Here is a 24714-nt window from a genome sequence, read left to right as displayed (position 1 = left end):
ATTATCATGTCAACATTTCAAAAACTGAAAGATTTAGTGGCTGCCACAGAAGCAAACGCAACTGCATTCCATGAAAAGGGAAACAAAGCCGCAGGTACTAGATTACGTAAGGCTTACCAAGAAATCAAGGTACTTGCACAGGCAGGAAGAGCCGAGGTAACGGAATTAAAAAACAAAGAAAGTAAATAGATTATATCTGTTTGGGGAAGAAAGGCTGCCGTTTCATCTGGCAGCCTTTCTTTTTTAATCTTTGTTCGCTAAAGTGACGATATTGATTTGTAAACGTTTCATTATTAATTTGGAACTATTTTTCTGATACATTATTACACCTAATAGTTTGTTGCAAATTGATTTAAATGATCAATTGATGCATTATTGAAATTGTCGAACTTTACTGCCGTACAAAGATTTCACTGCAACAAGCTTAGAACTTAAAAAATTATGTTATTCACGAAACTTGATTTGGAGAATAGAAGGGTTAAAGATCTTTTTAAAATAAACAGCAAGACTCATATGTTTAGCTGGGACCACTATTATGAATGTTACAATTATACCATTCGACAAATTTTAGATAAAGGATTGTCAAAGAAGTACGCTTTGAACTCACTATCAAAACCAGTCTTGTTCTTGATACGACATAATTTTGAATTACTGCTGAAAAAGAATTTGATGATCAATAATTTTGACATTCCGATTTCACATGATTTTAAGGAGATTTTAAATGCGTTCCCTGATAAGACTCTAGTCCCTGATGAATTTCAGTTGATTTTAAGCGCCCAGGTTTTTGTCAATGATGGAGCAAATCTAAGATATGATCTCAATAAGGAAACGGGAGAAAGTTATTTTCCAAATGGGGAAAGAATCGAAGTATGTCCTACCCTTGAACTTTTCAATTCCATTGCATCTTCAGACACATTTCATTTAGACCAACTTTGTACTCCATTTGATTATACGTCTAAAACGAAAAAATGGGATCTGACCTTTCATATGAGAGAATGTGCCGGACTTGGCATATTACGTACACAGTTTGACGGTACAATAGAAATGCTAATTGAGGGAATCATCAATGATGGCTTTGATATACATAAGGTATATCTTCCGCTGATGTTCCTGATCAGGCATTCCCTTGAACTTGCCCTCAAATTTAATATACAGCGGATACAAGCTACTTCTAGTCTCATTAGTCAAAAAGATTTGACATGGGAACATTCACTGGCGACTTTGTTCAATTGTTATGATGATTACCTGTCAAAAATTGATCAGTCAAAACTAAGTCCCGTTGTGCAGGAACAATACAAAGGCTATAAGCCTGTGTATGACGAGTTGTACAGCATAATACATAATTTTGATTCAAATTCTAGGATATTTAGGTTTCCAACTGATAAGTCGGGTGATCCTTATTCTGTAAAGTTGCTCAATAAAGACATCGTAAAAATCCTTAGACTTTACTATTTTGTAGATCCTTTCATCACATTTACGAACCTGGTGTTAGAAGAGGAAAATGCTTTGATTTAATTTTAAGGGTGAAAAAGTGGATGCCGAGTATTAAAGGTCCTTAAATGGAAGATTTTCTGCATTTACCAATTATAAGATCTACTTTTTTACAACGCAAACTTCTTTGAGACAAGTAATGATCTTTTGATGCTGAGAATATAGAACTGATATATGTAGCTTTAGATAACCTAACAATAGTTTTAATTCAGCTAGATGAATAACCGCGAAAAAAAGCAGAGGATTTTTAATCTTTTCTCACAAAATTTGGAATGGGTAAAAGAACATCCGGATGTAAACTTTGTGCCAGATTTTTCCGATGGCTACATCTGTCCGCTTTGTTTTGATCCTTTTTTTGCAGAAGATTTGCTTCATACCGCTAAAAATCCGCTGACACTCGAAGATGTTCCACCTGTCTCACTAGGAGGTAAGCCATTAACATTAACTTGCAAGTCCTGCAATTCCAAAAGTGGTCACGAACTGGACGTTCATCTTTTGAATGTTTTGCTCGAAAATGATTCCAAGTCATTCCTTCCTGGATCAAATAGCAGAGCAAGTTTTGAAATTAACGGAAGAAAGGTGAACGGATCTGTTATTATTGATAAAGATGGTAAGCTAGTACTAAACGTCGAACCAAAAATTTCAAATCCTGCACATTCCAAATTCTTTTTGGATAAAATGTCTCCGAAAACGGTGTCAACCTATAGCCCTGTATTTGGGTTTACTAAACCACTTGAATGGACGAGTCCTACGTTTACCCTAAATGTTAATCGGATATACAATCAGAGAAGGGCAGATGTTGCTTTATTGAGGATTGCCTATTTATTGGCTTATGCGAATTTAGGAAATGGTTTTCTCATCAACGGTGGATTATATAAGGTTAGAGAACAGATATTGAACCCCGAAAAAAATATTCTCGGAAATGTGTTTTGGATCAAGACTGAATTCCCTAAAGCGTTAGAGGGGATAAATATTATTAGTCAGCCTCAAGAACTCCAAAGTTTTTTAGTCATTTTTAATCTAAAGACAAAAAGTATAAGCAGACAGTTTGCAATTGTTTTGCCTGGACCATCTAAGCCTTCAGTAGACGTTTATAAATTTATAGAAGAACATCTTTGTGTTGGCGATGGGAGCGGTTCCTTTGACTTCATGGTCGAACACATTCCTCAAATCGATCACCTTAAGACCAAAGAATATGCCTATTCCAGTTATATCTTTTGGCAACGGTACACACATCCGGATTACAAACCAAACCTAAAGCCCAAAGAGTAATAAACCTTGAAATAATTGATAGGATCGACAAGGCGCAGAGTGTTAAAACTCAACTTGATTGAAAATTATTTACCAATGAATTAGATTCATCTATAGGTTAATAGCTGAGCCCTGTGGATTTTATGGGCTTTTATTATTCAATATATTCTTCAAGCCATTTGTCTACATCGTACTCAAGGAGTTTCTCGATATATTCCCTAAATTGAAACAAGGCTGAATCTATGACCTTTGAAGGGTTTATTGTACCGTCTTTATTTCTTTTATATCCGTCAATTTCTATCCGTTTATAGTTTGTTTTGAAACAGATCGATGGAGTTGATGCATCATATTCTATTTGAATGATATTCTCCTTCTGGTTGATGATATAGTTTATGACTAATTCATCTTCCTTGCTATTGCTGATAATATTTTCAATTTCAGGTAAAAGATTGACTATGGATTTACTTAGATTTTTCACCCAATCAAGTTTGTCTTTATGTTTCAAAAACGACTTGAAATATTTTAGTTCCCGCAGCCCCTCCTCCATATAACTTATATTATTTACAAAATCAGAGGTTGCGCGACCAAATGCTCGATGAAATGGATATTCGTTTAAGAGGTAGCTGTCAGCCTCAACAACAAATTCCCAGGGGTCGGTCAGCTTCGAGATTTTGTCAGCCCGGTCAATGGTGTCCTCTATGTCAAAAAAGCTATATCGGAGATTTTTCTTTGCTTCCTGGAAAATTCGGCTTGTTATTCCATAAGACTTTGACACGATATAGTCATCAAAATCAGGATCTATTTTAGCCAGTTCAACCGAGTACGAAGAAACAAACGATATATTAAGCCCTTCAATATTGCTGGATATCCGGGGGTTGTAAGATGAGTATAGAATAGAGGACTTTATAGATTCAATTGTTGCTTTATCCACTTGGTTGGAAGATAGGAGCTCTTCAAGAAAAGATAATAATCTATCCCGTTGGATAATAACGCTTTCCTTTGTTTCGGAGCTTGAATTCCAGTATGTGCTAAAATGTCTGTCTATCAGTTCAATTAATCGATCATCACCGATGATTCTGATTTGTTTGTCGAGGTTGCTTTTGCGTAAAGTATGAATTACTGAATCCTGAGCACCGCTAACAATTTTGCCAGTAGTCATTACCCAAACCTCATTGATAAATAGCTGGCGCATATTATACAAGTCTTCATAGGGATTGTCAAAGGCTTGCTGAACTTGATTTACAACAGTCATTAATCCTGCATTTGTAGCCGCATTTCCTGTAAGGTCACCAATTTTCGCCACAACTGACAGGAATCGCTGTTCTTTTAACCGATCGTATTCAAAGCAGATAATATCTTTACCTCGCTCGTTAACTCCATGATATTCAATTGGTGCGATATATCCAATCTTGCTTAGGAGTGGTATAATTAAGTCTTGACGAAATTCCTTCTCACTCAGGTTTTTGAGGATCTCTTTCTTTTCATTGGGATTCATACTTTTATCGGGATAGCTATTTCTTTTTAAGATTAATATTAACAGTTCCACAGGAGCATCTTAAAGTATCCTTTTGACCTTTATCATAAGTAAGATAAAAAAGTGAATTGCAGTTTTCTTCGAGACAAGTAAAGGCCTCTGTCAGATTTTTAAAGGCTTCAGCAACAGGGGCGAAATCCTTTTCCTCAAGATTTGCCCATTCATTGTAATGTATCGCACTGTTGGATTGCCATTGTTCAAGATTTGATGTTGCAATCTTATTTTTTAACGCTGTTTGCTGTATTTGTAATTTTGCTTCCACCTCGGATTTACCCCATGAATTCGCAGCTTTTATTCCTTCATCCAGTAATTTTGTTAACTGGCTTGTGGCTGGAGATAGCAGATCTCCAAGGGTATAATTTGCATCCCCTTTAAATTCTACCCTTGCTTTTAATTTATCGCAGATATCGGCGCAGAGGTATTCCAGATAATGGCGTAATAATGCAGCTGCTGCACGCACATCATTTTTTTTAAGATGCTGAGTGATTTCTCCCCATACATCTTTATCATTCCATTGATTAGGACCATGATCAATATCCCATTTTCTGAATTGCATTGCACCAGCTGATTGTATAAGACCCGCTGTCTTCATATGCTTTAACCATACTTCGTCATGTGTAGTTAATATAAATTGGGTATCTGGAAATTTTTCCTTTAGCATTTTACATACTTCACGTCTGTGACCTGTATCGACAGACATCAACACATCGTCAAGGACAGCAAATTTAAAATTGTCTCCTAGCAGGTGTTTCATTAACGCCAAGTATAAACACAGCCCCATTCCATCCTGATGTCCCTCGCTATGATATGCTCCCGGAGGAAAGTAACCCCGACCATAAAAATCGACTTGGAAACCAAGCTTACCAGCCGAAGGAGTTAGTTGGGCTGTAAATTCCGATTCATCATCTTCATTGATAAAGCGATATAATTCAGTAAAGTTAGCTTCCACATCTTTGTACAGGTCTTCGAGTGTGCTAGTAACGACTTTACCATAAGTTGCGGAGGTGGTTAAGCTGATTTTGCTGCGCTCATCTGCTTGTTTGTGTGTGGACGAAATTTTTCTTAGACTCTCGAGTTTTCCTTCCGCTATAAATAAACTGTCACGTGCGGCATCCTGCTGTGAGGGTTCTGGTATCGCTTGGATAGCGACTTCAATTGTCTGGATCAACTCATCCACTGCTTTGGGAACCTCTCCATATGAATTGAGACCATCCAATAATTCATCAATAGGCAAAAAGGCTTTTATCTGATTCATTTTTGTCTGGATAACCGTAATAAATTCATCCAGCTGTTTAGTCTCAATAGCAGGTTTTAAAGAAGAACCGTACTCTTTTATTACACGTACTTCAGCCAATAGTTTACTTAAGGTATCAGCGTAAACTTCCATATCTTTTACAAGGGAAGTTCTTTTGGCTGATACAGTTTCAAAACTTTCAAGTTTTTTCTTCAGTATGGACTGTAGTTCGTCTATGCCCAAGTCAGTGTCGCAAACCGGGCAGCAATCATCATCAACAAGCGCAAGTGCTGATTGGAAAAACTCTTCCCGGGTAAGATTAGTAAGTGCGGTTTTGTCTGAATTTAAAGCCGTTATTTTGGTATGTATATCTTTTAAATCCTGTGATTTACCAAAAGTAGCATAAGTTATCAAAAGTGCCTTTAAACTCTCAATTTCTGTTAAAGCGTGGGGCTTTGAGATGTTAACAGGTTTTTTAGCAATTTGTTCTGTCAATCCCGTCCGGAATGATGTACTGGGTGTAAGTTCCGTTAGTTCAGGCAGGCCTAACTTAACACGCCAATCATTTACAGCCTGCAGGATTTTTTCTGTTTTAAATTCTGTAATTCCTAAGGCTGTAAGTAATTCTTGTTTTGCTTCATCTTTCTGCTTTTTTAAAGGTGGAACTGCATTTTTATCTGCATTAGCGATTTTTTGTAAGGCTGCTCGTAAAGTCTCAATCTTTTCTAGACGTAAAAGAACCTGTACTTGTTTTGCCCGATCAGATGGCGCTGAAATAACATACTTAATCAGTTCACGTCTCGATAAGGTGAATTCCGGATGCATACTAACCTCGTTCAGAATTGCCAGGATATCTGGTGTTCCGGGTTTTATGGTTGGATTGTGAATGTCAGCAACACATCGCTCTATAGTAACCTCTTTACTAAGAGAAGGAATATACACTGTGACAATAACTTTTGATTGAGAAGGGTCATTACGGAAATCTACATGTGGGGCATGTTCTTTCAGGGAAATTCCACCTGTTCCGCTTCCTGCAAGCCTGGATATGTCGCCGATTAATCCAAATTCAACAGCATCTACGATGCCGCTTTTACCGGTGCCATTTTTTCCACAAATGGCAAAATTCTTCTTCTTAAAATCAATTTCAAGATGTCTTATCCCACGAAATTCAAAAATTTCAATTTTTCTGATTAATATCATACTTCTGTATTAATCGTTAAAGCTGCTCTAAGTGCTTGTTCAGTGAAATTTCCTTCAGTAAGAATTGTCTTTTCCAATTGCTCAATTATGGAAAGGGGAATCTCTGACGTTTTCAATTCTTCAATGAAATGCGTAAATATTTTCCGAGGTATGTCGGAGGTTTCTGGATTTGGTTCAGTAGTACTCATGATAAGGTCGTTAATTATATTTATAGTATAAATATAGCTAGTCGTGTTGAATTTAGAGAACCTTATTATACATATGCTGAAACCGTTGTTACAATTTCTTCGTTGGTTTAACTTGCTAAATATCTACCTGATCAAAATTCTCCACTAATAAAATCTTTCCATTTTCAAGTGCTCTCCATCCAAAAGCATAGCAAAAGAGGTAGGTGCCAATTTTCGTTTGCAGATTACTGGTACAAAAAACAACCGGGTTTAATTTCACTGGACAGTTAGGTTTGATGAACTGATTTTAATGAAGATTTTTTAAGATGATGAAATATAAGGGTTTTAGGCTGTTTGATTGACAAATATCTGATCCGCAGGTCTGACCTAGTCAAGGCGGCGGAGTAAAAACTCCGCTTGTTTTGAAAAAAAAATCTCCACACCTCGCTTCACTCGGGTAGTATTTTTTTTCCAAAAGCCTTGCCTCTCATCCCTGCTAAATCAGGTGCGGGTAATATCAAAAAGCCAGGAAAGGCCTCTGCCGAAGGGCAGGGCAAAATGGCAAAAAATATTACCGACATGAAAACACAGCAGAACAAAGCACCGCCATAGCAGGGCGTAAATGACAGGAAGCTAAAGGCTACGCCCTCAAATTATCAATCATTTAAAAAATCATTCAATTTAAAATCACAGCATCATGAAAAATGTAATCGTTAAAACCGGAAAAACAACAGCAGAAAATACTAAAACAGCAGTAGTAAACAACAACGCAACTACAATAAAGCCAAATGAGGAAGCTAACAAAACCACCAAAGAGTGGAAGCCGGAAGCCCCTGCTTTTGTTCATGGCAATCCGGTAAATAGTTTGTCTGTTAGGCCGGAGGAAAAAACTGCGGAACAGGATGCCGTTAAAGAACCTAGCAAAGTGGAGATCAAAGCCAGTATTGCGGAAAAGATCGCAGAACAAAGGGCGATACTGGAACGCCACATTAAACTCGGTGATGATCTTGCCCGCAAGACCAGGCACCGTGACAATTTAAAAAACATCATTACCACCCTTGAAGAATTTGAATTGCAGTTAAAGGATAACGTGGATGAAACAGACGGCAATTATTATCAAGGGTGTTTGCTGACCATTAAGGACGATAACGGCAAAACTTTTACCACTAAAAACCCGACCATCATCAGGGGGGTAGCCGAACAGGTGAACACATTGTGTACGGAAAAACTGGAAGAGGTGGAATTGGATATTGTTAACCTGATCCCTGCCTAGCTGGGTAACGCCCCTGTATACCGGGGGCGTTAATTTTCCATTTAACACTTTGTATATGTTAGCCAAATTTATCGAATTCTTAGACCAGATCTATCATGGCGGTTATGGTCAGGACTTCAGGGAGGAAAACCCGCAGGAATTTTACCGCCAGTTAGCCGAATTTTCTAAACAACATCATTCTAAAAATGAAATACGAAACCCTATTTATCATGGTTCGTGTGGCAGTCCACGCCGATCATACCAGTATCGCAAAAATCGTCAGCGAAATAGAAAATCAGTCAAAAATCAGCATGACTGATACTGCAAACGTCAACATACTGGAAACAGAAATCTTATTGTCGAGGATCAGAAACCCGAATGTGAACCAAAATGAACCCGTATGAAAAAGCACTTTTTACACCTGACCATCATTGTAGAGGTGGACAGCAAGTTAAAAAGCCTGTCCGATACCATACAGGAGTTTGAGCGTAACACGGTTTACAGCCTGAGCAGCACTCAAAATGTGCGGGTACTGGCAACTGATTTATTGAAAACACAAAAGTTTAACCCTTTAAAACCTTAATCATGGCACATAATTTAAATTATAATGAGCAGACCGGAAAACACAGTTTTTTCAGTGTGAAAGAAAAAGCATGGCACAACCTGGGCACGGTTGTAGAGGATTACCCGACCAGTGCGGAAGCCTTGAAATTTGCGGGGCTGGATTATATCGTTGAAAAACGGCCGTTGTTTACTGTAGATGCAGTCAATAACAAGGTGTTTAATGATCCCGATGCGGATGATTATTTTGATTCGGTCGAGTCCGGGATTTTAGTGCCTGACTACTTCGCTACGCTCCGCACAGATACAGACGAGGTTTTGGGTGTGGTGGGTAAAGATTATGAGATCGTGCAGAACCTTCAGGCTTTTGATTTTTTTGACAGCATTGTGGGCGGGAAAGAAGGCATCTTATATGAAACTGCGGGCGCTTTAGGTAAGGGTGAACGCATTTTTATTACTGCTAAATTACCGGATTACATCCGTGTAGGCCGCAACGATTGCATTGAAAAATATCTTTTTCTCACGACTTCACACGATGGTTACGGTAGTATTACAGCAGCCTTTACACCCACAAGGATCGTGTGTAACAATACTTTAAACGCTGCCCTGCGTAATAAAACCAATTGCATCCGCATAAAGCATACGGCCAATGTGCAGGACAGGTTAAAGGTAGCGCACCAGCTTTTAGGAATCAGTAACCAGCTGGCCAATGAACTGGAAGGTGTATTTAACCAATGGGCTAAGGTCAGGATTACGGATAAAGAGGTGAAACGGTTGATCCAATTTGCGATGGCACCAAATAAGGAAACGGTAGAATCCTTACGCAATGGTGAATTTGAAGAGCTTTCCACGGTCTACAAAAATACGGTTGAAAATGTGTTTGAATACGCCATGAGCAGCCCGACACAACAGGAGGAAACTACAAAAGGAACTTTGTTTGGTGCTTATAACAGCGTTACCGGATATTTTCAAAACGTGCGCAATTATAAGGACGAAGAAAGCAAGTTTAAATCCATCATGTACGGCACAGGCTTGCAAAGAGGCCAAAAAGCCTTTGACCTCTGTACTGATTTCGCCCAAAGGATGGCGCTGTCCTGAATTCATTTATTTTTTAATGGGGGAGCAGTCCCCCTTAAACTGATCATCATGAAACCATTGTTAAAACTCAATACCAAGGAAAAGGCCAAACTGTTGCATCTGCTTTTCCCCAATGAGATACCGGAGTTTTTAAACCACCTGCAAAAATTCTGTACGCAATTACATGAACGGCAGGAAGGTTATGAGAAGTTGTGGAATCCTAGGTTAATGCACTTTGAAAGGTGGCGGGTCACCTCGGGGTATATCCTCCAGCTTTTGGAAAACAAACGCCCTAAGTTGGAATCCAGTTCGGAAGCCTTTGCAAGCCACCTGTTTTTCCTGGATTATGCTACTATCACAGTCAATCAACTGTCTAAGTACGCTGAAACAGGATGCTATAACCAAAGGTTTAAACTGGCCGTACCCATGTTTTTTCCAAACTACTGTTAATTTTTGAATGTAAAATTCCGGGTAGAAATCTACCTGCTAATTCTTAATGATCATGAAACCGATATACCGTTTAAGTTTAAAAGATAAAATTAAAATCCTGCACAGTTTATTCCCTGAGGAAATTCCTAAATACATCAGCTACCTGAAAAACTGTGCGGTAGAGACTATTGACGACAGCGAAGAAATCGCAAGGGGCTGGGGCAACAATGTCATCCAGCATGGTTACTGGACTTTTCTGGCTGACCGTACATTTGATTGTCTCCGGAGATACGGGGACAGCTTTAACCATTGCGGGAAGCTGTTTGCCAAGCGTTTGTTTAAAGACAGGGTTTGCCTTTTTACCTTGCATACCTTAATGCAATATGTTGAAACAGAAGACTGCCCGCCAAAATTTGCACTGGCGGTAAGACTGCTGATTGAATTGTAAATGCTGATAAGGCGAGTTTACCAATAAGTGCGGAGAAAAACCGCACACATTGGTAAACAGATTGCCCGCCATTTGCCATGCCCGCGGCATCGGCTAAAATCGCGGGTGGCCCTACGGGCATTAAGCGTTGTATAAAGATTTTACAAGTTTTGGAAATTATCCAACAAATTAATCTTATTCAAAAGGTGAGTCAGAGATACACTTCAGGAAAAAGATCCCGCAACATTTCGCCAACATCTTCCTGCTGTACTGGCATGTTCAGTTGGTATTCTGCTATTTTTTTTTGAAAATTTCCTTTTTTATCCTGCGCAATGATAACGTCGAGCAATTCATAATAACGAAGTGCTTCCTCTATGTATTTCCAGTAACGTTTGTGGCTGGTTACTAAATTCATCGCAACGGCTAACCAACCCGGCAACCTGGTGCCTATGATCTTTTTTTGCCGGAAACTTTCTATGATCTCAATCAGTCTTGAATTTCGAAAAATAAGGTCTGCAAGCTTTTTGTCCGAAAGGCTATTGTACGCTTTTAAAAGTACAATATCTGCCTCAATGTCATGTTGGAGGGGGTGGGACATCTGCTGATAAAAATCGATGTCATTTTGAGTTAGTAGATATCCCCTTTTGAAAAGAGAGGGAAGTAGCATATTCCTACAGGTGTAAAGAAACGGATTAGTCAGCAGCTGTTGAAGTGTACTCTTGCCATTTAGGTCGTTTTTATTCACATCCATTTCGATACGCCGTTCTTTCAGCAAAAAACTAATAAAGCTATGGTCGTCTTTTGTTGCGACGTTGAGGTAATGATTTAATTGTGTTTGTCCTTTATAAATTCTGTTGAAGTTAAGTTTTTGGTTAAATAAGACTAACTCCTTTTCACTAAGAGGATCAATAAAGGAAGAGAATTTATAGAAGTTATATTTACCCTTAAAGTAAGCTGCCATTTTGTTCATCAAGTCAATTACAGTTCTCTGGCTCCTTTGATGATATTCCTGTTCTTGCTTTTCCTGTGCTTTTCTGATAGTTTCAGTTTCAATAGCTTCAAGTTTGTCCTCTGCTTCTTTTAGCTTTTCAGAATAGTTCAGGTAATATAGTTGTAATTCTTCCGGACAGAATTGTAATTGGTCTAATGTAACCGACCTTTTATTCCATGGAGTGATAATTTGATTCTTTTCATTTAGGTGGGGAGATTTGTAAGTGCAAACCAGTCTCATTTCAATACTTTTTTCATCCAGTTTGAAGAAATTTTGATAGGAGCTCAGATATTTAATGTCCCTTTCTGTATGGGTTTGCCCATTTACATCGAAGGCATCTAATATCCAGACGAGGTAAATCCCTTTTTTACGGTAGAAATCTCGTCTATCCAGGATGTAACGTAAAGAAAGTGCCGAAAGCTGGATCTCAAAAACCATTTCCTTCCCCTTGTACTTACAATAAACATCTGGTCTTCGCTTTTCTTTGCCATGAAAAAGATATTGTGTGTCAGCAAAAACTGAGTCTTTTTCAACTCCATCAGTAATCTTTAAAAGTTCAGCTATTTTATTTTTAAGATCGTGATGACGCTGGCTCTCCTTTGCCTGCAAAGTATTGTTGTAAAGCTCCAATTCAAATCCGGAAAATTCCTGATCTTTGAGTATACAGTTTCCTGCATTGGGGCCATGTCGGAAAAAAAGTCTGTCAAACTTACTCGTTGCGATAAATAAAGGCTCGTCACATTCATAACAAAGGAGTTTTCTTCTGCTATATTGTTCCCTGAGGGCAAATGCGTCACGGGTATTGGCGAAAACCTCATCCGCATGTAAAAAAATACCTGCTTGTTGATCGAAGGCAAGCTTAATGGCGCGATCTCGGATCATTGATTATTCGGTTGTTTTCGTCATATTGTTGGTGAACTTTAGCTCCATATCACTAAATACCTGTCCAAGTAATTGGCCGATAGTTTTAACTCTGGAGGTTAAAGTTTGATAGGTTGGCCTTGGACGCTTGAATTGTTTGCCATATTTTAAGATATTAAGATCGGCCAGTCTATATTCCATAACGATTTCACTCACTTCGAAAAAGTTGCGCAGTGCATCAATGGTAACAGTGAATATTTGTAGATTTTCTGCGACGTGGTCGACGAACATTCTTCCCTCATGATTGATGTTATTTTTCTTCTGATGAAGGATTAACTTGACCATTACACTCAAATCGGGCATTACAAGACAGGTTGCAAACTTACTGGCTTGCCATTCTAAAAAATTTCTTTCATTCAGTAGCTGATGCCTTTTGGTCTTGTGGTTATATTTTGAATCCTCCTGGTTGTCATATTTTTTTTGATCAATTTTTAAATGACCATGAAGAAAGAAATGCCCGGCTTCGTGTGCAAGTATATATTTGTACCGGTCTGTACCTACGATACTATTGTCGATCAGTATTGTTTTCGTTTCTGGAATAAAGGCCCCGCTATTATCCCTTCCGTTATCATATGGAATACTTTCATGCTTTACCTCCACACCGTGCTTGTTTTGCAGGTAGGCTATAAATTCTTCCGTGTTCAATGCTAAAAAGTGTTTTCTGATATTTGGATCGAAATCATCTAATATGTTATTTGCTATGATCTTGATCTTTTCAGATGAAAGTCTTTCCAGCTTAATTGTTTCGGTATCTTCGGTTTGAGCAGGTAAATTACCTTCTAAAGAATGTTTTACGAGCATTTCCATAAAGCCGTCCCATTCTATCTTAGATTCTTCCCCGCTAAATAACAATGAACTGATTTCTTGTAATTGTGCGATTTCTTTATTGATCTGTAGCAGATCTGTATCGTGATCGATATCTTTTTTTCTGCTGGAACTGTATAGTTTGGTGACATGACTGTCGCCTTTAACAAGTATCCACATGATTTTCTGGCTTTGCGCAAGCTTTAATGCACGCGGTTGTAGTTCGGTAGTCGTAATTACTACTGCTTTTACCCTGAGTCCCTGGACTAGTCTGACATTATTGATGAATTCTGTAATATCATTTCCAGGGATTTTGGTGCGATAATCTTTACATTCTATCAAATAGACAAACGAATAGTCTTCTGCGCCAGGTAACCAGATTTCTACACTTAGATCGAATTCTATATAATCTTCGAGTTCTTTGGAGTAGTACTTTTTTTTTCTGAAAATTTTGCAGCATTCAGGTAAAACGCCAAATTCTAGCCTCTCTACAGCGGCTTTTATTAAATCATAGCCCCGCTCTTCAAATCGATTTCCCCGGCTAACAGTATTGCTCTTGTTCATTTAATCCCCTGTAAATTAACACCTATTGCGAATTTACGGAACCATAATTAGATAATTATCTAATCTTTTTCCACACACTAACTTTTTTAGTCTGCTATTGTTTACAACCTTTTTGAATTTAGATCCGGTTTACTCCAGATGTCTCGGGAAATATAGTTTCCAGTTCTCAGAATAGGCTGGTTCTGTCATGCCGTAGGCGAGGTAAAAGTTGTATTCAATGACTTTTGACCGAAACAGATGAATCTCAGATTCAGTATAATTTCCAGCTTTTTCTAAATAAAAACCGATGGATTGATGGTATGGGTAAGTGTAGTCTAATTCGTCTAAATAATTTGCTAGTGTAGATACCGTTATGAAATCTTTGGCCTTTCTGAATACCTTTATCATCAGAGTTGGATCAATTGCGTAAGCAGGTCTGACTACACAGTCGATCAATGTTCTTTCCAGGTCAGTAACCCTGATCTGTTCTTTTCCCTTCAAATCAAAGTCCAGTACCCCCAACTGGTTCGTGGATTTACCTTTCACAAAGATTACTTCCTTACCATCGAATATCGTTACTAATCCTGTTTGGCGTTGAGGACCTTTGAAGGCTGAGTCTATTCCTGTTTGTACTAATTTTCCTTTAATTGATTTTGATTGGGTTTGAGACTGCTCCCTGTTCACATAAATTTTATCTTGTGTCTCTTCAGTCATCCCCCATATATTTAATGCCGAAGCATGTGAAATGTAAGAATGGGGTATGAGTTGGGAAACAACGTAATAATCAGGGCTGCTGTGCAAATAGTAGCCTTCGTGCCATTCCGTTTCAAAATCAAAATGGCATAAACCAATAAGCCCTTCATTTTCTAATGCTTCGATAAATTTCCGATGGTTCATTGCTGCAGGCAGATTCCATTTTTTCTTTCCTTTCAGAAAAATATGCCTTAAATCTTCCTCATGGAAGATATGGGGTTGATATTTGAGCAGCCGATTCTTTATACTGGTAAGGGCAATAGAGATTCTGGACTTATTCGCCATTCGATTTTCAATATTGATAAAGGTATCGACCTAGTATACGTTAGTTATATATAACTAACGTATACTAGGTCGATATTATTATATAATGCATTTAATTAATTTCTATTTCCAGAATTAGTAAGGTTTTACTGGGTAATAATGTGAATTTTTATTAGCTTTTCTTAAAAATGTATACATTTTTAAGAAAAGCTAAGTTAGTTGTTTTTTTTGACATAAGCAAATGATTCATATTTCAATGTTTTTTTACCCATATTATGTTTTTATAGGATGGATAATTTTTACCCGTACGTTTTTTAAATTGTGATATAGATTTTTATTATATAATATACTGATATATAAATATATATGTTATATTTTTGTAGGTAAAATTGTCACTTAAATATTTAAAAAGGTGACAAAAAAAATGTATTATTGTCACTTAAATAAATAAAAAGGTGACAATTGTTATTTTTGATTATCTTTGATAAATAGCTGATTATTATGATTACAACACATGCAGCAATTGAAGATAATATCAAGCGTTATAAACGTGGAGAATTAATTGTACCATCTGATTTCCGTGGGAAGGGTACTGAGAATGCAATTAAAAAAACCTTATCCAGACTTGCTGCTGATGGAACGATTAAAAGATTGGGACATGGGCTATATGTGTTACCCAAGAAAGATCCTTTATTTGGTGAGATTCTGCCTTCAACAGAAGAAATTGCTATTGCATTGGCAAAAAAAGAAAAAGTAAAGATTAAGCCTGCTGGCGCATTCGCTTTGCATAAGCTAGGGTTGACTTTGCAAGTGCCTACCAAGCTGGTTTATCTGACGGACGGTAATGGTAGGATTATTAAGGTGGGGAAGAATACCATTAGGTTTAAATCGACAACTCCCAAGAAAATGGCGCTTAAAGGTGAACTCAGTGGTTTGATTATCTTAGCGCTGGAGGAACTAGGTACTGATCAGATTGATGAATCAACTAAGCTAAAACTGAGTAATCTTTTAGAAAAAGAAAATCCTATAATTTTAAAGCAGGATTTGAAGTTGGCATCAGCTGCTGTTCATGATTTTATACTAAAATTAATCTTAAATAAATGATAGGATGGCTTAAATTAACCGATGACCAGCGCCGGACAAGTTTGGCGCAGGCAGAGGCCAGAAGCGGAATCATTCCTAAGGCCTTGGAAAAAGACTGGTGGGTAACGCTGACATTAAAAGCACTTTTTCAAACCCCATATGCAGAATTGCTGATTTTTAAAGGGGGAACTTCCTTAAGTAAATGTTGGAAGCTGATCAACAGGTTTTCTGAGGATATTGATATTGCAATGTCGCCTCAACTGTTTGGTATGGAGTACCAGGAAAGTCCTGGGTCTGCTTATTTAAACAAACTCAAAAGGGCTGGATGTGCATTTACAAGTAATGAATTGAAAAATGCACTGACGGAACAGCTTATGGCACTCGGCGTCCCAGAAGATGCGATTATTATTGAAGCCGGTAAAGTTGTTGAAGGGATGCCTGATAAAGACCCTCAGGAATTGTTCGTAAAATATACCTCATTATATGATCCAAATCCATATCTGGCTGATGAAGTGAAAATTGAAGTCAGTGTGCGTTCAAAACTCGAACCTTATACACCAATGCCTGTGCAATCATTATTGTATGAACACTTCCCAAATCAGGCCTATGCCGAAGAACCATTTAGTGTATTGGCTGTTGAACCACACAAAACTTTTTTGGAGAAAGCTTTTTTATTGCATGAGCAATTCCATAGGGGCGAAGTAGTCATCATAAAAACAGAACGGATGTCGCGGCATTATCATGATCTTGCAAGGATGATGGATACTGAGGTTGGACAAAAAGCACTGGAAAGTAAAGATCTTTATGCGGCTATTGTACATCATCGAAGATTCTATAATAAAATGAAGGGAATTAATTATGACCTGCTGCATACCACACATATTAATTTTTATCCACCTGAAGGCATGTTAAAAGGTTACCAGACAGATTATAAAGAAATGCTTGAGAATATGATCTACGGCGAGGCTCCGGATGAAAAGCAGTTGTTTATCTTGATCAAGACACTTAACCAACGTTTCAACGATACAAAGAATTAACATCCTTTTACTCTTATAGTTAAGATAATTCTTCCTCAAAATATAACTGGATACGACACTGACTGATCCAAAAGTTATATCAACGTGTTATGGAGTTGCTAATTTATCCCTACTAGTGACGGATCGGAAATTGACTATCTCTAGTAGGGATGATTTTGTAGTTTCATCACTAGCAAAATCATCCCATTTGACAAAACTGAAATTTTATCAGGTTAATCAGTCTTGTATTTTGTAAATCCATTTTCTGCCCAAATCTGCGTTAAAGGCTTGTTATTCCTTTCCTGATTAGTATAACATCGCTTATACCTTAGCTTGAAATCTCTACTAAGGGGCTCGCTATTAAACAACGTGTCTAAGTTTGCAATTTTCTTCAAATCATCAATAAAATGATGCGAAAACAGTCCCTCTATGGGCACAGAGAGAAGCCTTAGAGAAATCTAAGGCTTTCTTGCGTTTTAGGCAATTTCTATAGTCGAAAACAAAAGTCCCCCTAACGCCTACCGGTTGGTGCCTTTGCGTAACGCGGCTGTTTTTTACTTTTTTTTATAGTAAATCGTTAACGCTCTATCTTTTAATTCCAGCTCTTTGTCATTCAATTTTATAATTTCATATTTGGTCGTGTCCAAACTAGAGGAGCCATTACCAATACTTTCAGCCACCAAAACCAATTTATTGTCTTCTTTCCACCATTTTTTATAAACCAGTGTTGCCATATTAATAGATTTTGCTGTTCCATCATTACTAATGGTAATCCCTTGTACTTCATTTTTGTTGATCGGGTTGGGCTCAACCCAAGAACCTATTAGTAGGCTGGTACTATTTTCTGTTTCTGGTCCAGATTTCTTCTCGTTCTGTGCATTTTGCTGTGATGTTTGGCTGCAAGAGGTGGCTACTATCAACATTGCACCTAGTAATGTATTTTTTATCATAATTTTGTTGTTTTACTTTAACTGAGGCTATTTTAGCTCGCCTATAATCAATTGGTTGCTTGTGGGGAAACGTTGCCAAGGAGGCAAGGATGACTAACTAAAACAAGATTTCTTGATAATGACGTTAAAATGTCAACACGTAAATAGTGTGTTAATAGATGTTTCCCTGAACAAAACTAGTTATTATTCAGCTGTCAAACTGATGCTTTTTTTGTATATTCCAATGTTTTATTTGCTCTTTTGGTTTGAATACTTATGGTGATAGGAAAGTAAGCAACTCACTAATCCCAGCCATTTTCCTTAAATTATCTATGAATTTTTTGAGTTCAGGTTGAAGGGAGTACCCTTAAAAAAGCATAGGAGATTTTTTAAGAAAACAATTTCCTGCTATCGAAGCAAAAGGCCTTTGTTTGATCATAGCTCGTAAAAGAACCTGTAGTTTTTGTTTTTCCAATATAGAATAGATGCATTAAGCCTGATCGATGGAATATACAGGCAAAATGGAGCGAATAGACAATTTTTTAATTGGCTAACTGTGGAAAGGTCGGTAGAATGCTCTTACGTCTTCGTGGCTTGCAAAAATTTAGGGCCAGATTAACAGATAGGACGTAGAACCTGATGTTGTTGACCGCTTTTGGTTATCAAAAAAACTTCGGTATTGATCAAAATTTGAATGGTTTAAGAATATTGTTATAAGTAAGTTTCATACTTATCGCTCTGTTTTGCAACAAATTTAAATGACTGGTTATATAGAATCATATCCATCTTTTTATACGGTTGTGTAATCTGTTTTGCTGGAAAATAAAGATTGGGCTGGACTTTTGACTCATTAACCTAAGTTAGGTGCCGGAATGTATCAGGAATTTGGTTGTTTTCTGCTGATAATGCCTGTAAAGAGGTAGGCTGTTTAGCCCTCCTTTTGATTGACTAAGATCAGGATTATAAGATACGTGTGTAGGGCAAAAATTGAATCATTAATAATCAAATTTGATGTTGTAGCCCTCAGACTGAAATGGAATATTTGTCTTAGAGATGAAATTATAAGCATTTGATTTTTTTAGTTCCTCAGGGGGCTTTCGGTCCTTTTGAAGGGCAGATATTAGTAGGCGATCAAGATATGAATCACATTTCAAGGGGGATTCTTTGAAACTGTAAACGGAGTTGAACAGGGTGCTGCATTCCTATTCAGAAGCGGCTTTCGATCTGGAGTATTAAGAACGGCATAGGGGATTGACAATTCATTATTTGTTGGAGAAACTGATCGTGGACGGGGTTCTGCAGGCGATGCAAACGAAGGCCCGGAGCGTTTAGTTTACAACAACAAAATGCCTTTCGATGTTGAATTTTCTTTCCCGGAAAAAGATGCATAAGTATGGACATAACATCGGTCGCCATTGGGAAGCAGGCCCACAACGTGAGTTCTTTTTGCCTGAATGTTGGTTGAATTCTGGAACTAAGAAGAATGTGTACGTATTTGGGCTACGCCAAACTGTTAATGGCGCAACCATTAACACTATAGAAGTGCTACCCTATCCTAACTCAGCCGAGTTCAGAAGATAAGGGTTATTAGTAAACGATTATAAAATAAAGATGTCTAGAGTATTTCAAAAATGCATTGTTCTTGCGATCATCATATTGACGCAGATTGGTGAAGCAAACAGTAAAAGTAAAAAACCGAGGGTAGATTATAACCTGAGTACAGGTTGGGCATTTTATAGGGGCGATGCGAAGCAGGCCCAGATGCTCAATTATGACGATTCAAAATGGATGCCGGTAGTTTTACCACATATCATGCAATTGGAAAAGAAACACAACGGAGCTGATATTATCTATGACGGTGTCGGATGGTACCGTCGTTACTTTAAACTATCCAAAGATCAGGCTGATAAGCAGGTTCTTCTCAATTTTGAAGGAATTATGAGCAACAGCGAAGTGTTTGTAAACGGAGAAAGTGTCGGTATCCATCACGGGGGATATGTGGGATTTACCATGGATGTTTCGGACAAAGTAAAATTCAACAATGAAAATAATGTGATCGCTGTTCGTGTTTCGGCAGAATATGATCCGCTGACTCCCCCTGGCAAACCGCAAGATCGATTAGATTTTTACTATTACAGCGGTATTTATCGTGATGCAAATTTGACTGTGACAGATAAACTTCATATTACAAGTGAATTGTCTGAACATAGTACCAGGGCAAGTGGCGTCTTTGTAACCTATCCGCAAGTAAATGAGAAGCGGTCACTCGTTCATGTGAAAACCGAAGTTGCCAATTCGTATGCCACTGCGAAAGAAGGATATTTGCAGACCCTGCTTAAAGATGCAAACGGAAAAGTAGTGGCCAGCAACAAAAGCAAATTTCATTTGGGAGCAAATAAGCATACGTTGATTGAGCAGGATCTGAATTTGATTAATCCTAAATTATGGTACCCATATACACCTTATTTGTATTCGTTGGAGAGTCAGGTATTGTTTGAGGATGGAAAAGTTGTAGATATTCGAACAGAAAAGATAGGCGTCAGAACAATTAAGTTTACCCGTGATGAAGGTTTCTTTATCAATGGAAAGCACCTGTATCTGGTAGGCGCCAATCGTCATGAAGCTTTTCCTAACGTCGGTGATGCTGCGTCAAATTCAATGCAGGAGCGGGATGTTATTGAGATGAAAAAAGGAGGATACAACGCGGTGAGAGCAGCGCATTATCCTCAGGATCCGGCTTTTTTGGCCGCTTGCGATAAATATGGACTGCTGGTTGTGGAATGTGTGCCGGGTTGGCAGATTTTCAATGAAAATCCAGTATTTGCTGATCGCCTCGAATCTATAACGCGAAACATGATCAGAAGGGATCGGAATAGAGCTTCTATTATATTATGGGAAACGGCACTGAATGAGACAAGCTACCCTCTACAAGTTGTCAAACGTATTTTTGATGCAGCGCATGAAGAGTATCCGGGAGATCAGCTTTATACAGCCGGCGACTATTTTAGCCATGAAGAAACAGAACCTTATTATGATGTTTTCTATAAGCAGGTCAGCAAGTTCCCTAAAGATGGGAGCGTGATGAGTAATTATTTGGAAGATCAGATTGCTATTAAACCACTTTTTTCAAGGGAATGGGGAGATGGTGTGGGGGAAAAACCCCGCGTAAGCATGGTTGAAAACGAGTATGAACAGATGCGGCAAGGGCGTAGCCGTTTGAGGCAATTGAACGGTGACGGATATTTTGATTGGTGTATGCTGGATGCCAATCCTCGGATGGGAGGACATTTTATGTGGAGTTACAACGATTATACCAGGGGTGCAGAGGAAGAAACGATGTATTCAGGAGTAGTAGATGTGAATCGGTATCCGAAGTTTGCCTATTATATGATGCAGAGCATGCGGCCTAGTGGAATTTCGCAAAAGGGACTGTATGAGGGACCGGTGGTATTTGTTGCTTCCTTTAACTCATCCGGCAAGTACAAAACCTCAACTTCCGAAATCACAGTTTATTCAAATTGTGATGCGGTTGAGTTGTATAGAAACAATAAGCTGATTGGGAAACAGACCCGTGCTGAACGAGCGAAGGTGTATCCTCATATCGTAGCTAAGGGTGGGAGTCCCAGTTTTGTGTTCGATGCCGGAGGTTTTGAACCAGGAGAATTGAAGGCCATAGGATATATAAATGGGAAAAAGGTGACGGAGCACGCAGTTCGGACGGCAGGTAAGGCCGATCACATTGAGATTGTTGTTCCTGATCACCATATCACTCCTGTAGCAGATGGATCAGATATGATTCCCGTTTATTTCAAAATCTGCGATGCCAATGGTTCAGTAGTTCATGATGCAAAATCTGAAATTTTTATTCGGGTTAAAGGCGAGGGTACCTTGATTGGTGACGGTATATCGAGAGTGGAAATCAATCCTCAGGCTGTAGAGGCAGGGATTGGCTTCGCATTTATCAGAACATCCAAAAAAGCGGGAAAAATAGAAATCCAGGTTGAATCAAAGGGAATGAAAGCAGGCCTGTTAACCATAAACACAGTCGCATACAAAGGGATGCATTTGCCGGATGGTACACATGGCGAGTTTAAAGGGCGGGAAGAAGATGGTGCAATAGTGAAGCCTACCAAATGGGATAAAGGTTTTCTTACTAAACCCAAAGTGGAGATAAGCAATGTTTCTACAACATCTTCTCATCCTGATTTTCCAACAACAAATTTATTAGATGGCAATGATTACAGCTGGTGGATAGCCAATCAGGATCAAGTTCCTCAAGTGGTTACTTTGACCTTGAAAGAATCAACAACGGTGGTTGGAAGTCGGGTAAGATTTCAAAAAGATAGTTCAAAGTATCGTCATAAGGTAGAGGTATCCTCAGACGGTAAAACCTGGGAACCGGTGTACGAAAAGGAATGTACAGGCTGGGACTTTAAACCCGTTCGTTTCAAGAAAACAATCAAGTATTTCAGAGTCTCCATATTATCTGCAAGCGAGGGTAGGGCTGGACTGGCAGAAGTAACACTCTTTAAAGATAAATAAATGAAAAGAAGAGAATTGTAAAAGGCATTGGTTTAGTTGCCGGAGCATTGTCTATATCAGGCAGTGCAATGGCAGCAGAAACGGTTGCTGGTTCTAAAAAGAAAAGGATATATGGAGCTTTAAATGCGTATTTCTCATGTCCTTTATAAAGGAGTTCGTGAGATATGTATCTAGGAGCACAACAGAAAGAGAGAATTTCAGAAATGAGATTCTCTCTTTTTTTATTCAAATATTTGATTTTTAGTGTCTTACCGTTTTTATGGATTGGCTAATTTTCGGCCTCTAAAATCTTGCTGCTGTGCTTTAATATTTCCTGTTAAATTACCTGGACGATTTAATTTTCTCATTTGAGAATATCGAATATTATATACAGCTTTGGCGGCAACAAATGCCGTATATTAGATAGGTGAAATTAATCGGGTAATACTAAAGCGTAATGTCAATACCATCGGAAGAGCACTTTAATAATATGTACCGGACTTATTTTCAGGCATTGTGCTTTTTCTCCTTGAAGATGGTGGGGGACGTAGAAACAGCTAAAGATGTTGTTGAGGAAGTCTTTACCAAACTGATTCTGAGTAAACGGGAGTTTAACGAAACGGATAATGCCAGAGCATGGCTGTACACGGCTGTCCGAAATGCCAGCCTGGATTATTTAAAGCAGAATAAACATGCTAAAGAGCGGCAGTTTGAATTTAGCTTAACCTGGAAAGATGAAGGGTCTTATGACTTTGAATTGGTGAGGGCCGAGGTACTCAGAAAAATATTGGTGGAAATCAAAGAACTGCCGGGGCATTCAGGAAAAATTATTGAAATGAGTTATTTCGAAGGCATGAAGAATGAAGATATTGCAGCGACGCTGGGCTTATCCGAAAAAACGGTAAGAAACCTCAAATCAACAGGAATAGCCACCTTAAAATCCAAAATCCCATTAGATCTTTTTCTGATGTTCTTGTTGCTGGCAGGGAGCACAGGACGCTAATCTTAATTTTTTTCTGAAAATCTTATTTTTTATTCGGGACAATTTGCACTCGCGTCGTTTCATAGTAAAATCAACCCAGATGAACTTGAACGAAACCGATAATCTATTGCAATTGGCAGATCTGATTGCAGCATATCATGAAGGTAAATTGAACGTTCGGCAGAAAGCTGAACTGGAGGCAAAACTGATAGGGGATGCTTCGTTTAAACGTATGTTTGATTCATTTAACAATAAAACCAATGTATTTTCTGATCTGAAAGTAATGAATGGTTTTGATACAGAGTTATCACTGGTCGAATTTCATAAAAGATATGCTACCCCAAAAACCTTCAGGCTGTGGCCCCGCATAGCTGCTGCCACAGCTGCACTAGTCGCTATTGCTTTCTGCATTTGGTTTTATACATCCCCTGATCCTGATCATACTCCTGAACTTGTTTCAGTATCAGAGGATATTGCCCCAGGCAAACAAGGCGCTACCCTTACTTTGGCCAATGGAAAAAAAATTAGATTATCCGATGCTGCAAATGGTCAAATTGCCAAAGAAACCGGTATCAGTGTAACGAAAACAGCAGACGGGCAGCTTGTTTATGAGGTCAAAGAAACCAATGATAATCTTAATCAAATCAATACCCTAAGTACAGCTAAAGGTGAAACTTATATTTTAACCCTCCCTGATAAAAGTAAAGTTTGGCTTAACGCTGCCTCAAGTTTAACTTATTCTGCCGGCCTTATGGAGCGTGGGCACAGCGCGCGTTTGGTAAAACTTGAAGGAGAAGCTTATTTTGAAGTTGCCAAAGATAAAACGCATCCTTTTGTTGTAGAAAGTAAAGGACAGCGCGTAGAGGTGTTGGGAACACATTTTAACGTGAATGCCTACGCAGACGAACCGATAATTGCAACTACATTGTTGGAAGGTTCCGTTAAAGTAACTGACGGTATAAATAAACAAATCATAAAACCGGGTGAGCAGGCCCTGAATAACAGCGGTAAAATCAAAGTTGAAGAAGTCAATATAGAAAGTATTACAGATTGGAAGAATGGAGAATTATATCTGAACCATATAAACTTTAAAGTTGCGATGCGAAAAATTGCCAGATGGTACGATGTAGAAATCATTTACAATGCTTCGGTCCCTGATGATATGGAAATAGGGGGATGGGTTTCGAGAAATGAAAAACTGTCCTCTGTTTTGAAATCAATAGAATCTGCCGGATTGGTAAAGTTTAAGATCGAAGGGAAGAAAATTTACATAAATAAATAATA

General features: G+C 38.3%; 23 protein-coding genes. 15 read left to right on the top strand and 8 right to left on the bottom strand.

The window, feature by feature from the left end; all coding sequences use genetic code 11:
• The first annotated feature begins 6 nt into the window (after positions 1 to 6).
• From BLQ87_RS25820 to BLQ87_RS25810, 3 genes are all read left to right on the top strand, one after another.
• A complete protein-coding gene (locus BLQ87_RS25820) occupies positions 7 to 189 on the top strand; it encodes a histone H1 (RefSeq protein ID WP_074611817.1) in 183 nt (60 codons plus the stop codon).
• A gap of 252 nt (positions 190 to 441) precedes the next feature.
• On the top strand, positions 442 to 1515 hold the full coding sequence (locus BLQ87_RS25815) for a hypothetical protein (RefSeq protein WP_143010547.1): 1074 nt from the start codon (positions 442 to 444) through the stop codon (positions 1513 to 1515).
• 192 nt (positions 1516 to 1707) lie between these two features.
• Entirely contained in the window at positions 1708 to 2763 is a 1056-nt protein-coding gene (locus tag BLQ87_RS25810) for a hypothetical protein (RefSeq protein ID WP_074611815.1), read from the top strand.
• A gap of 133 nt (positions 2764 to 2896) precedes the next feature.
• Here the strand turns inward: BLQ87_RS25810 and BLQ87_RS25805 are convergent, their stop codons facing one another.
• The 3 genes from BLQ87_RS25805 to BLQ87_RS25795 are packed head-to-tail and all read right to left on the bottom strand — an operon-like array spanning position 2897 to position 6898.
• Positions 2897 to 4237 (bottom strand): hypothetical protein, encoded by a 1341-nt coding sequence (locus BLQ87_RS25805; RefSeq protein WP_074611814.1) that lies wholly within the window; start codon positions 4235 to 4237, stop codon positions 2897 to 2899.
• 16 nt (positions 4238 to 4253) lie between these two features.
• Positions 4254 to 6710, bottom strand: coding sequence for an AAA family ATPase (locus tag BLQ87_RS25800; protein ID WP_074611813.1), 2457 nt, complete (start codon positions 6708 to 6710; stop codon positions 4254 to 4256).
• Positions 6707 to 6898 (bottom strand): hypothetical protein, encoded by a 192-nt coding sequence (locus tag BLQ87_RS25795; RefSeq protein ID WP_074611812.1) that lies wholly within the window; start codon positions 6896 to 6898, stop codon positions 6707 to 6709. The genes BLQ87_RS25800 and BLQ87_RS25795 overlap by 4 nt, the downstream gene beginning before the upstream one ends.
• Before the next feature lie 676 nt (positions 6899 to 7574).
• Between BLQ87_RS25795 and BLQ87_RS25790 the strand changes: the two genes are divergently transcribed.
• The 6 genes from BLQ87_RS25790 (at position 7575) to BLQ87_RS25765 (ending at position 10644) form a co-directional block, all read left to right on the top strand.
• Positions 7575 to 8150, top strand: a complete 576-nt coding sequence (locus BLQ87_RS25790; protein WP_074611811.1) for a hypothetical protein — start codon at positions 7575 to 7577, stop codon at positions 8148 to 8150.
• A 185-nt stretch (positions 8151 to 8335) separates the two neighbouring features.
• The gene (locus tag BLQ87_RS25785; protein WP_074611810.1) at positions 8336 to 8533 is read left to right on the top strand and encodes a hypothetical protein; all 198 of its coding nucleotides are present in this window, start codon (positions 8336 to 8338) and stop codon (positions 8531 to 8533) included.
• The gene (locus BLQ87_RS25780; RefSeq protein ID WP_074611809.1) at positions 8530 to 8712 is read left to right on the top strand and encodes a hypothetical protein; all 183 of its coding nucleotides are present in this window, start codon (positions 8530 to 8532) and stop codon (positions 8710 to 8712) included. The genes BLQ87_RS25785 and BLQ87_RS25780 overlap by 4 nt, the downstream gene beginning before the upstream one ends.
• 2 nt (positions 8713 to 8714) lie before the next feature.
• Positions 8715 to 9788, top strand: a complete 1074-nt coding sequence (locus BLQ87_RS25775; protein WP_074611808.1) for a DUF932 domain-containing protein — start codon at positions 8715 to 8717, stop codon at positions 9786 to 9788.
• Between the two features lie 48 nt (positions 9789 to 9836).
• A complete protein-coding gene (locus tag BLQ87_RS25770) occupies positions 9837 to 10217 on the top strand; it encodes a hypothetical protein (RefSeq protein WP_074611807.1) in 381 nt (126 codons plus the stop codon).
• A 52-nt stretch (positions 10218 to 10269) separates the two neighbouring features.
• Positions 10270 to 10644 carry a hypothetical protein gene (locus tag BLQ87_RS25765; RefSeq protein ID WP_074611806.1) on the top strand — a complete coding sequence of 125 codons (375 nt, stop codon included), beginning with the start codon at positions 10270 to 10272 and terminating at the stop codon, positions 10642 to 10644.
• Between the two features lie 190 nt (positions 10645 to 10834).
• Here BLQ87_RS25765 and BLQ87_RS25760 read toward each other — a convergent pair whose 3' ends face one another.
• The 3 genes from BLQ87_RS25760 to BLQ87_RS25750 all read right to left on the bottom strand — a co-directional run bounded on the left by BLQ87_RS25760 (position 10835) and on the right by BLQ87_RS25750 (position 14920).
• A complete protein-coding gene (locus tag BLQ87_RS25760) occupies positions 10835 to 12496 on the bottom strand; it encodes a DUF6035 family protein (RefSeq protein ID WP_074611805.1) in 1662 nt (553 codons plus the stop codon).
• Between the two features lie 3 nt (positions 12497 to 12499).
• Positions 12500 to 13903, bottom strand: coding sequence for an ImmA/IrrE family metallo-endopeptidase (locus tag BLQ87_RS25755; RefSeq protein WP_074611804.1), 1404 nt, complete (start codon positions 13901 to 13903; stop codon positions 12500 to 12502).
• A gap of 129 nt (positions 13904 to 14032) precedes the next feature.
• A complete protein-coding gene (locus BLQ87_RS25750) occupies positions 14033 to 14920 on the bottom strand; it encodes a type IV toxin-antitoxin system AbiEi family antitoxin domain-containing protein (RefSeq protein ID WP_074611803.1) in 888 nt (295 codons plus the stop codon).
• Positions 14921 to 15400: 480 nt separating this feature from the next.
• Between BLQ87_RS25750 and BLQ87_RS25745 the strand changes: the two genes are divergently transcribed.
• Together BLQ87_RS25745 and BLQ87_RS25740 are read left to right on the top strand one after the other, a co-directional pair.
• Complete coding sequence (locus BLQ87_RS25745; RefSeq protein WP_074611802.1) at positions 15401 to 16003, top strand: DUF6088 family protein; 603 nt, start codon at positions 15401 to 15403, stop codon at positions 16001 to 16003.
• The gene (locus BLQ87_RS25740; RefSeq protein WP_074611801.1) at positions 16000 to 17019 is read left to right on the top strand and encodes a nucleotidyl transferase AbiEii/AbiGii toxin family protein; all 1020 of its coding nucleotides are present in this window, start codon (positions 16000 to 16002) and stop codon (positions 17017 to 17019) included. The genes BLQ87_RS25745 and BLQ87_RS25740 overlap by 4 nt, the downstream gene beginning before the upstream one ends.
• A 533-nt stretch (positions 17020 to 17552) precedes the next feature.
• On the opposite strand, the gene BLQ87_RS25735 is transcribed toward BLQ87_RS25740, so the two are convergent.
• On the bottom strand, positions 17553 to 17948 hold the full coding sequence (locus BLQ87_RS25735) for a lipocalin-like domain-containing protein (protein ID WP_074611800.1): 396 nt from the start codon (positions 17946 to 17948) through the stop codon (positions 17553 to 17555).
• A gap of 1335 nt (positions 17949 to 19283) precedes the next feature.
• On the opposite strand from BLQ87_RS25735, the gene BLQ87_RS34285 reads away from it, so the two are divergent.
• Both BLQ87_RS34285 and BLQ87_RS25725 read left to right on the top strand, forming a co-directional pair.
• Positions 19284 to 19508 (top strand): hypothetical protein, encoded by a 225-nt coding sequence (locus BLQ87_RS34285; protein ID WP_074611799.1) that lies wholly within the window; start codon positions 19284 to 19286, stop codon positions 19506 to 19508.
• A gap of 30 nt (positions 19509 to 19538) precedes the next feature.
• Positions 19539 to 22469, top strand: a complete 2931-nt coding sequence (locus tag BLQ87_RS25725; protein WP_074611798.1) for a glycoside hydrolase family 2 TIM barrel-domain containing protein — start codon at positions 19539 to 19541, stop codon at positions 22467 to 22469.
• Here BLQ87_RS25725 and BLQ87_RS33600 read toward each other — a convergent pair.
• Positions 22456 to 22698: a hypothetical protein gene (locus BLQ87_RS33600; RefSeq protein WP_143010546.1), complete on the bottom strand. Its 243-nt coding sequence runs from the start codon at positions 22696 to 22698 to the stop codon at positions 22456 to 22458. The genes BLQ87_RS25725 and BLQ87_RS33600 overlap by 14 nt on opposite strands.
• Positions 22699 to 22905: 207 nt before the next feature.
• On the opposite strand from BLQ87_RS33600, the gene BLQ87_RS25720 reads away from it, so the two are divergent.
• A complete protein-coding gene (locus BLQ87_RS25720; protein ID WP_083362062.1) occupies positions 22906 to 23451 on the top strand; it encodes an RNA polymerase sigma factor in 546 nt (181 codons plus the stop codon).
• Between the two features lie 112 nt (positions 23452 to 23563).
• Entirely contained in the window at positions 23564 to 24712 is a 1149-nt protein-coding gene (locus BLQ87_RS25715) for a FecR family protein (RefSeq protein WP_245723931.1), read from the top strand.
• The last annotated feature ends 2 nt before the right edge of the window (positions 24713 to 24714 follow it).

This window comes from Pedobacter steynii (genome assembly GCF_900103665.1).
GTDB lineage: Bacteria > Bacteroidota > Bacteroidia > Sphingobacteriales > Sphingobacteriaceae > Pedobacter > Pedobacter steynii.
The sequence above is the reverse complement of the archived record's forward strand: the minus strand, read 5'-3'. Positions and strand labels throughout refer to the sequence as shown.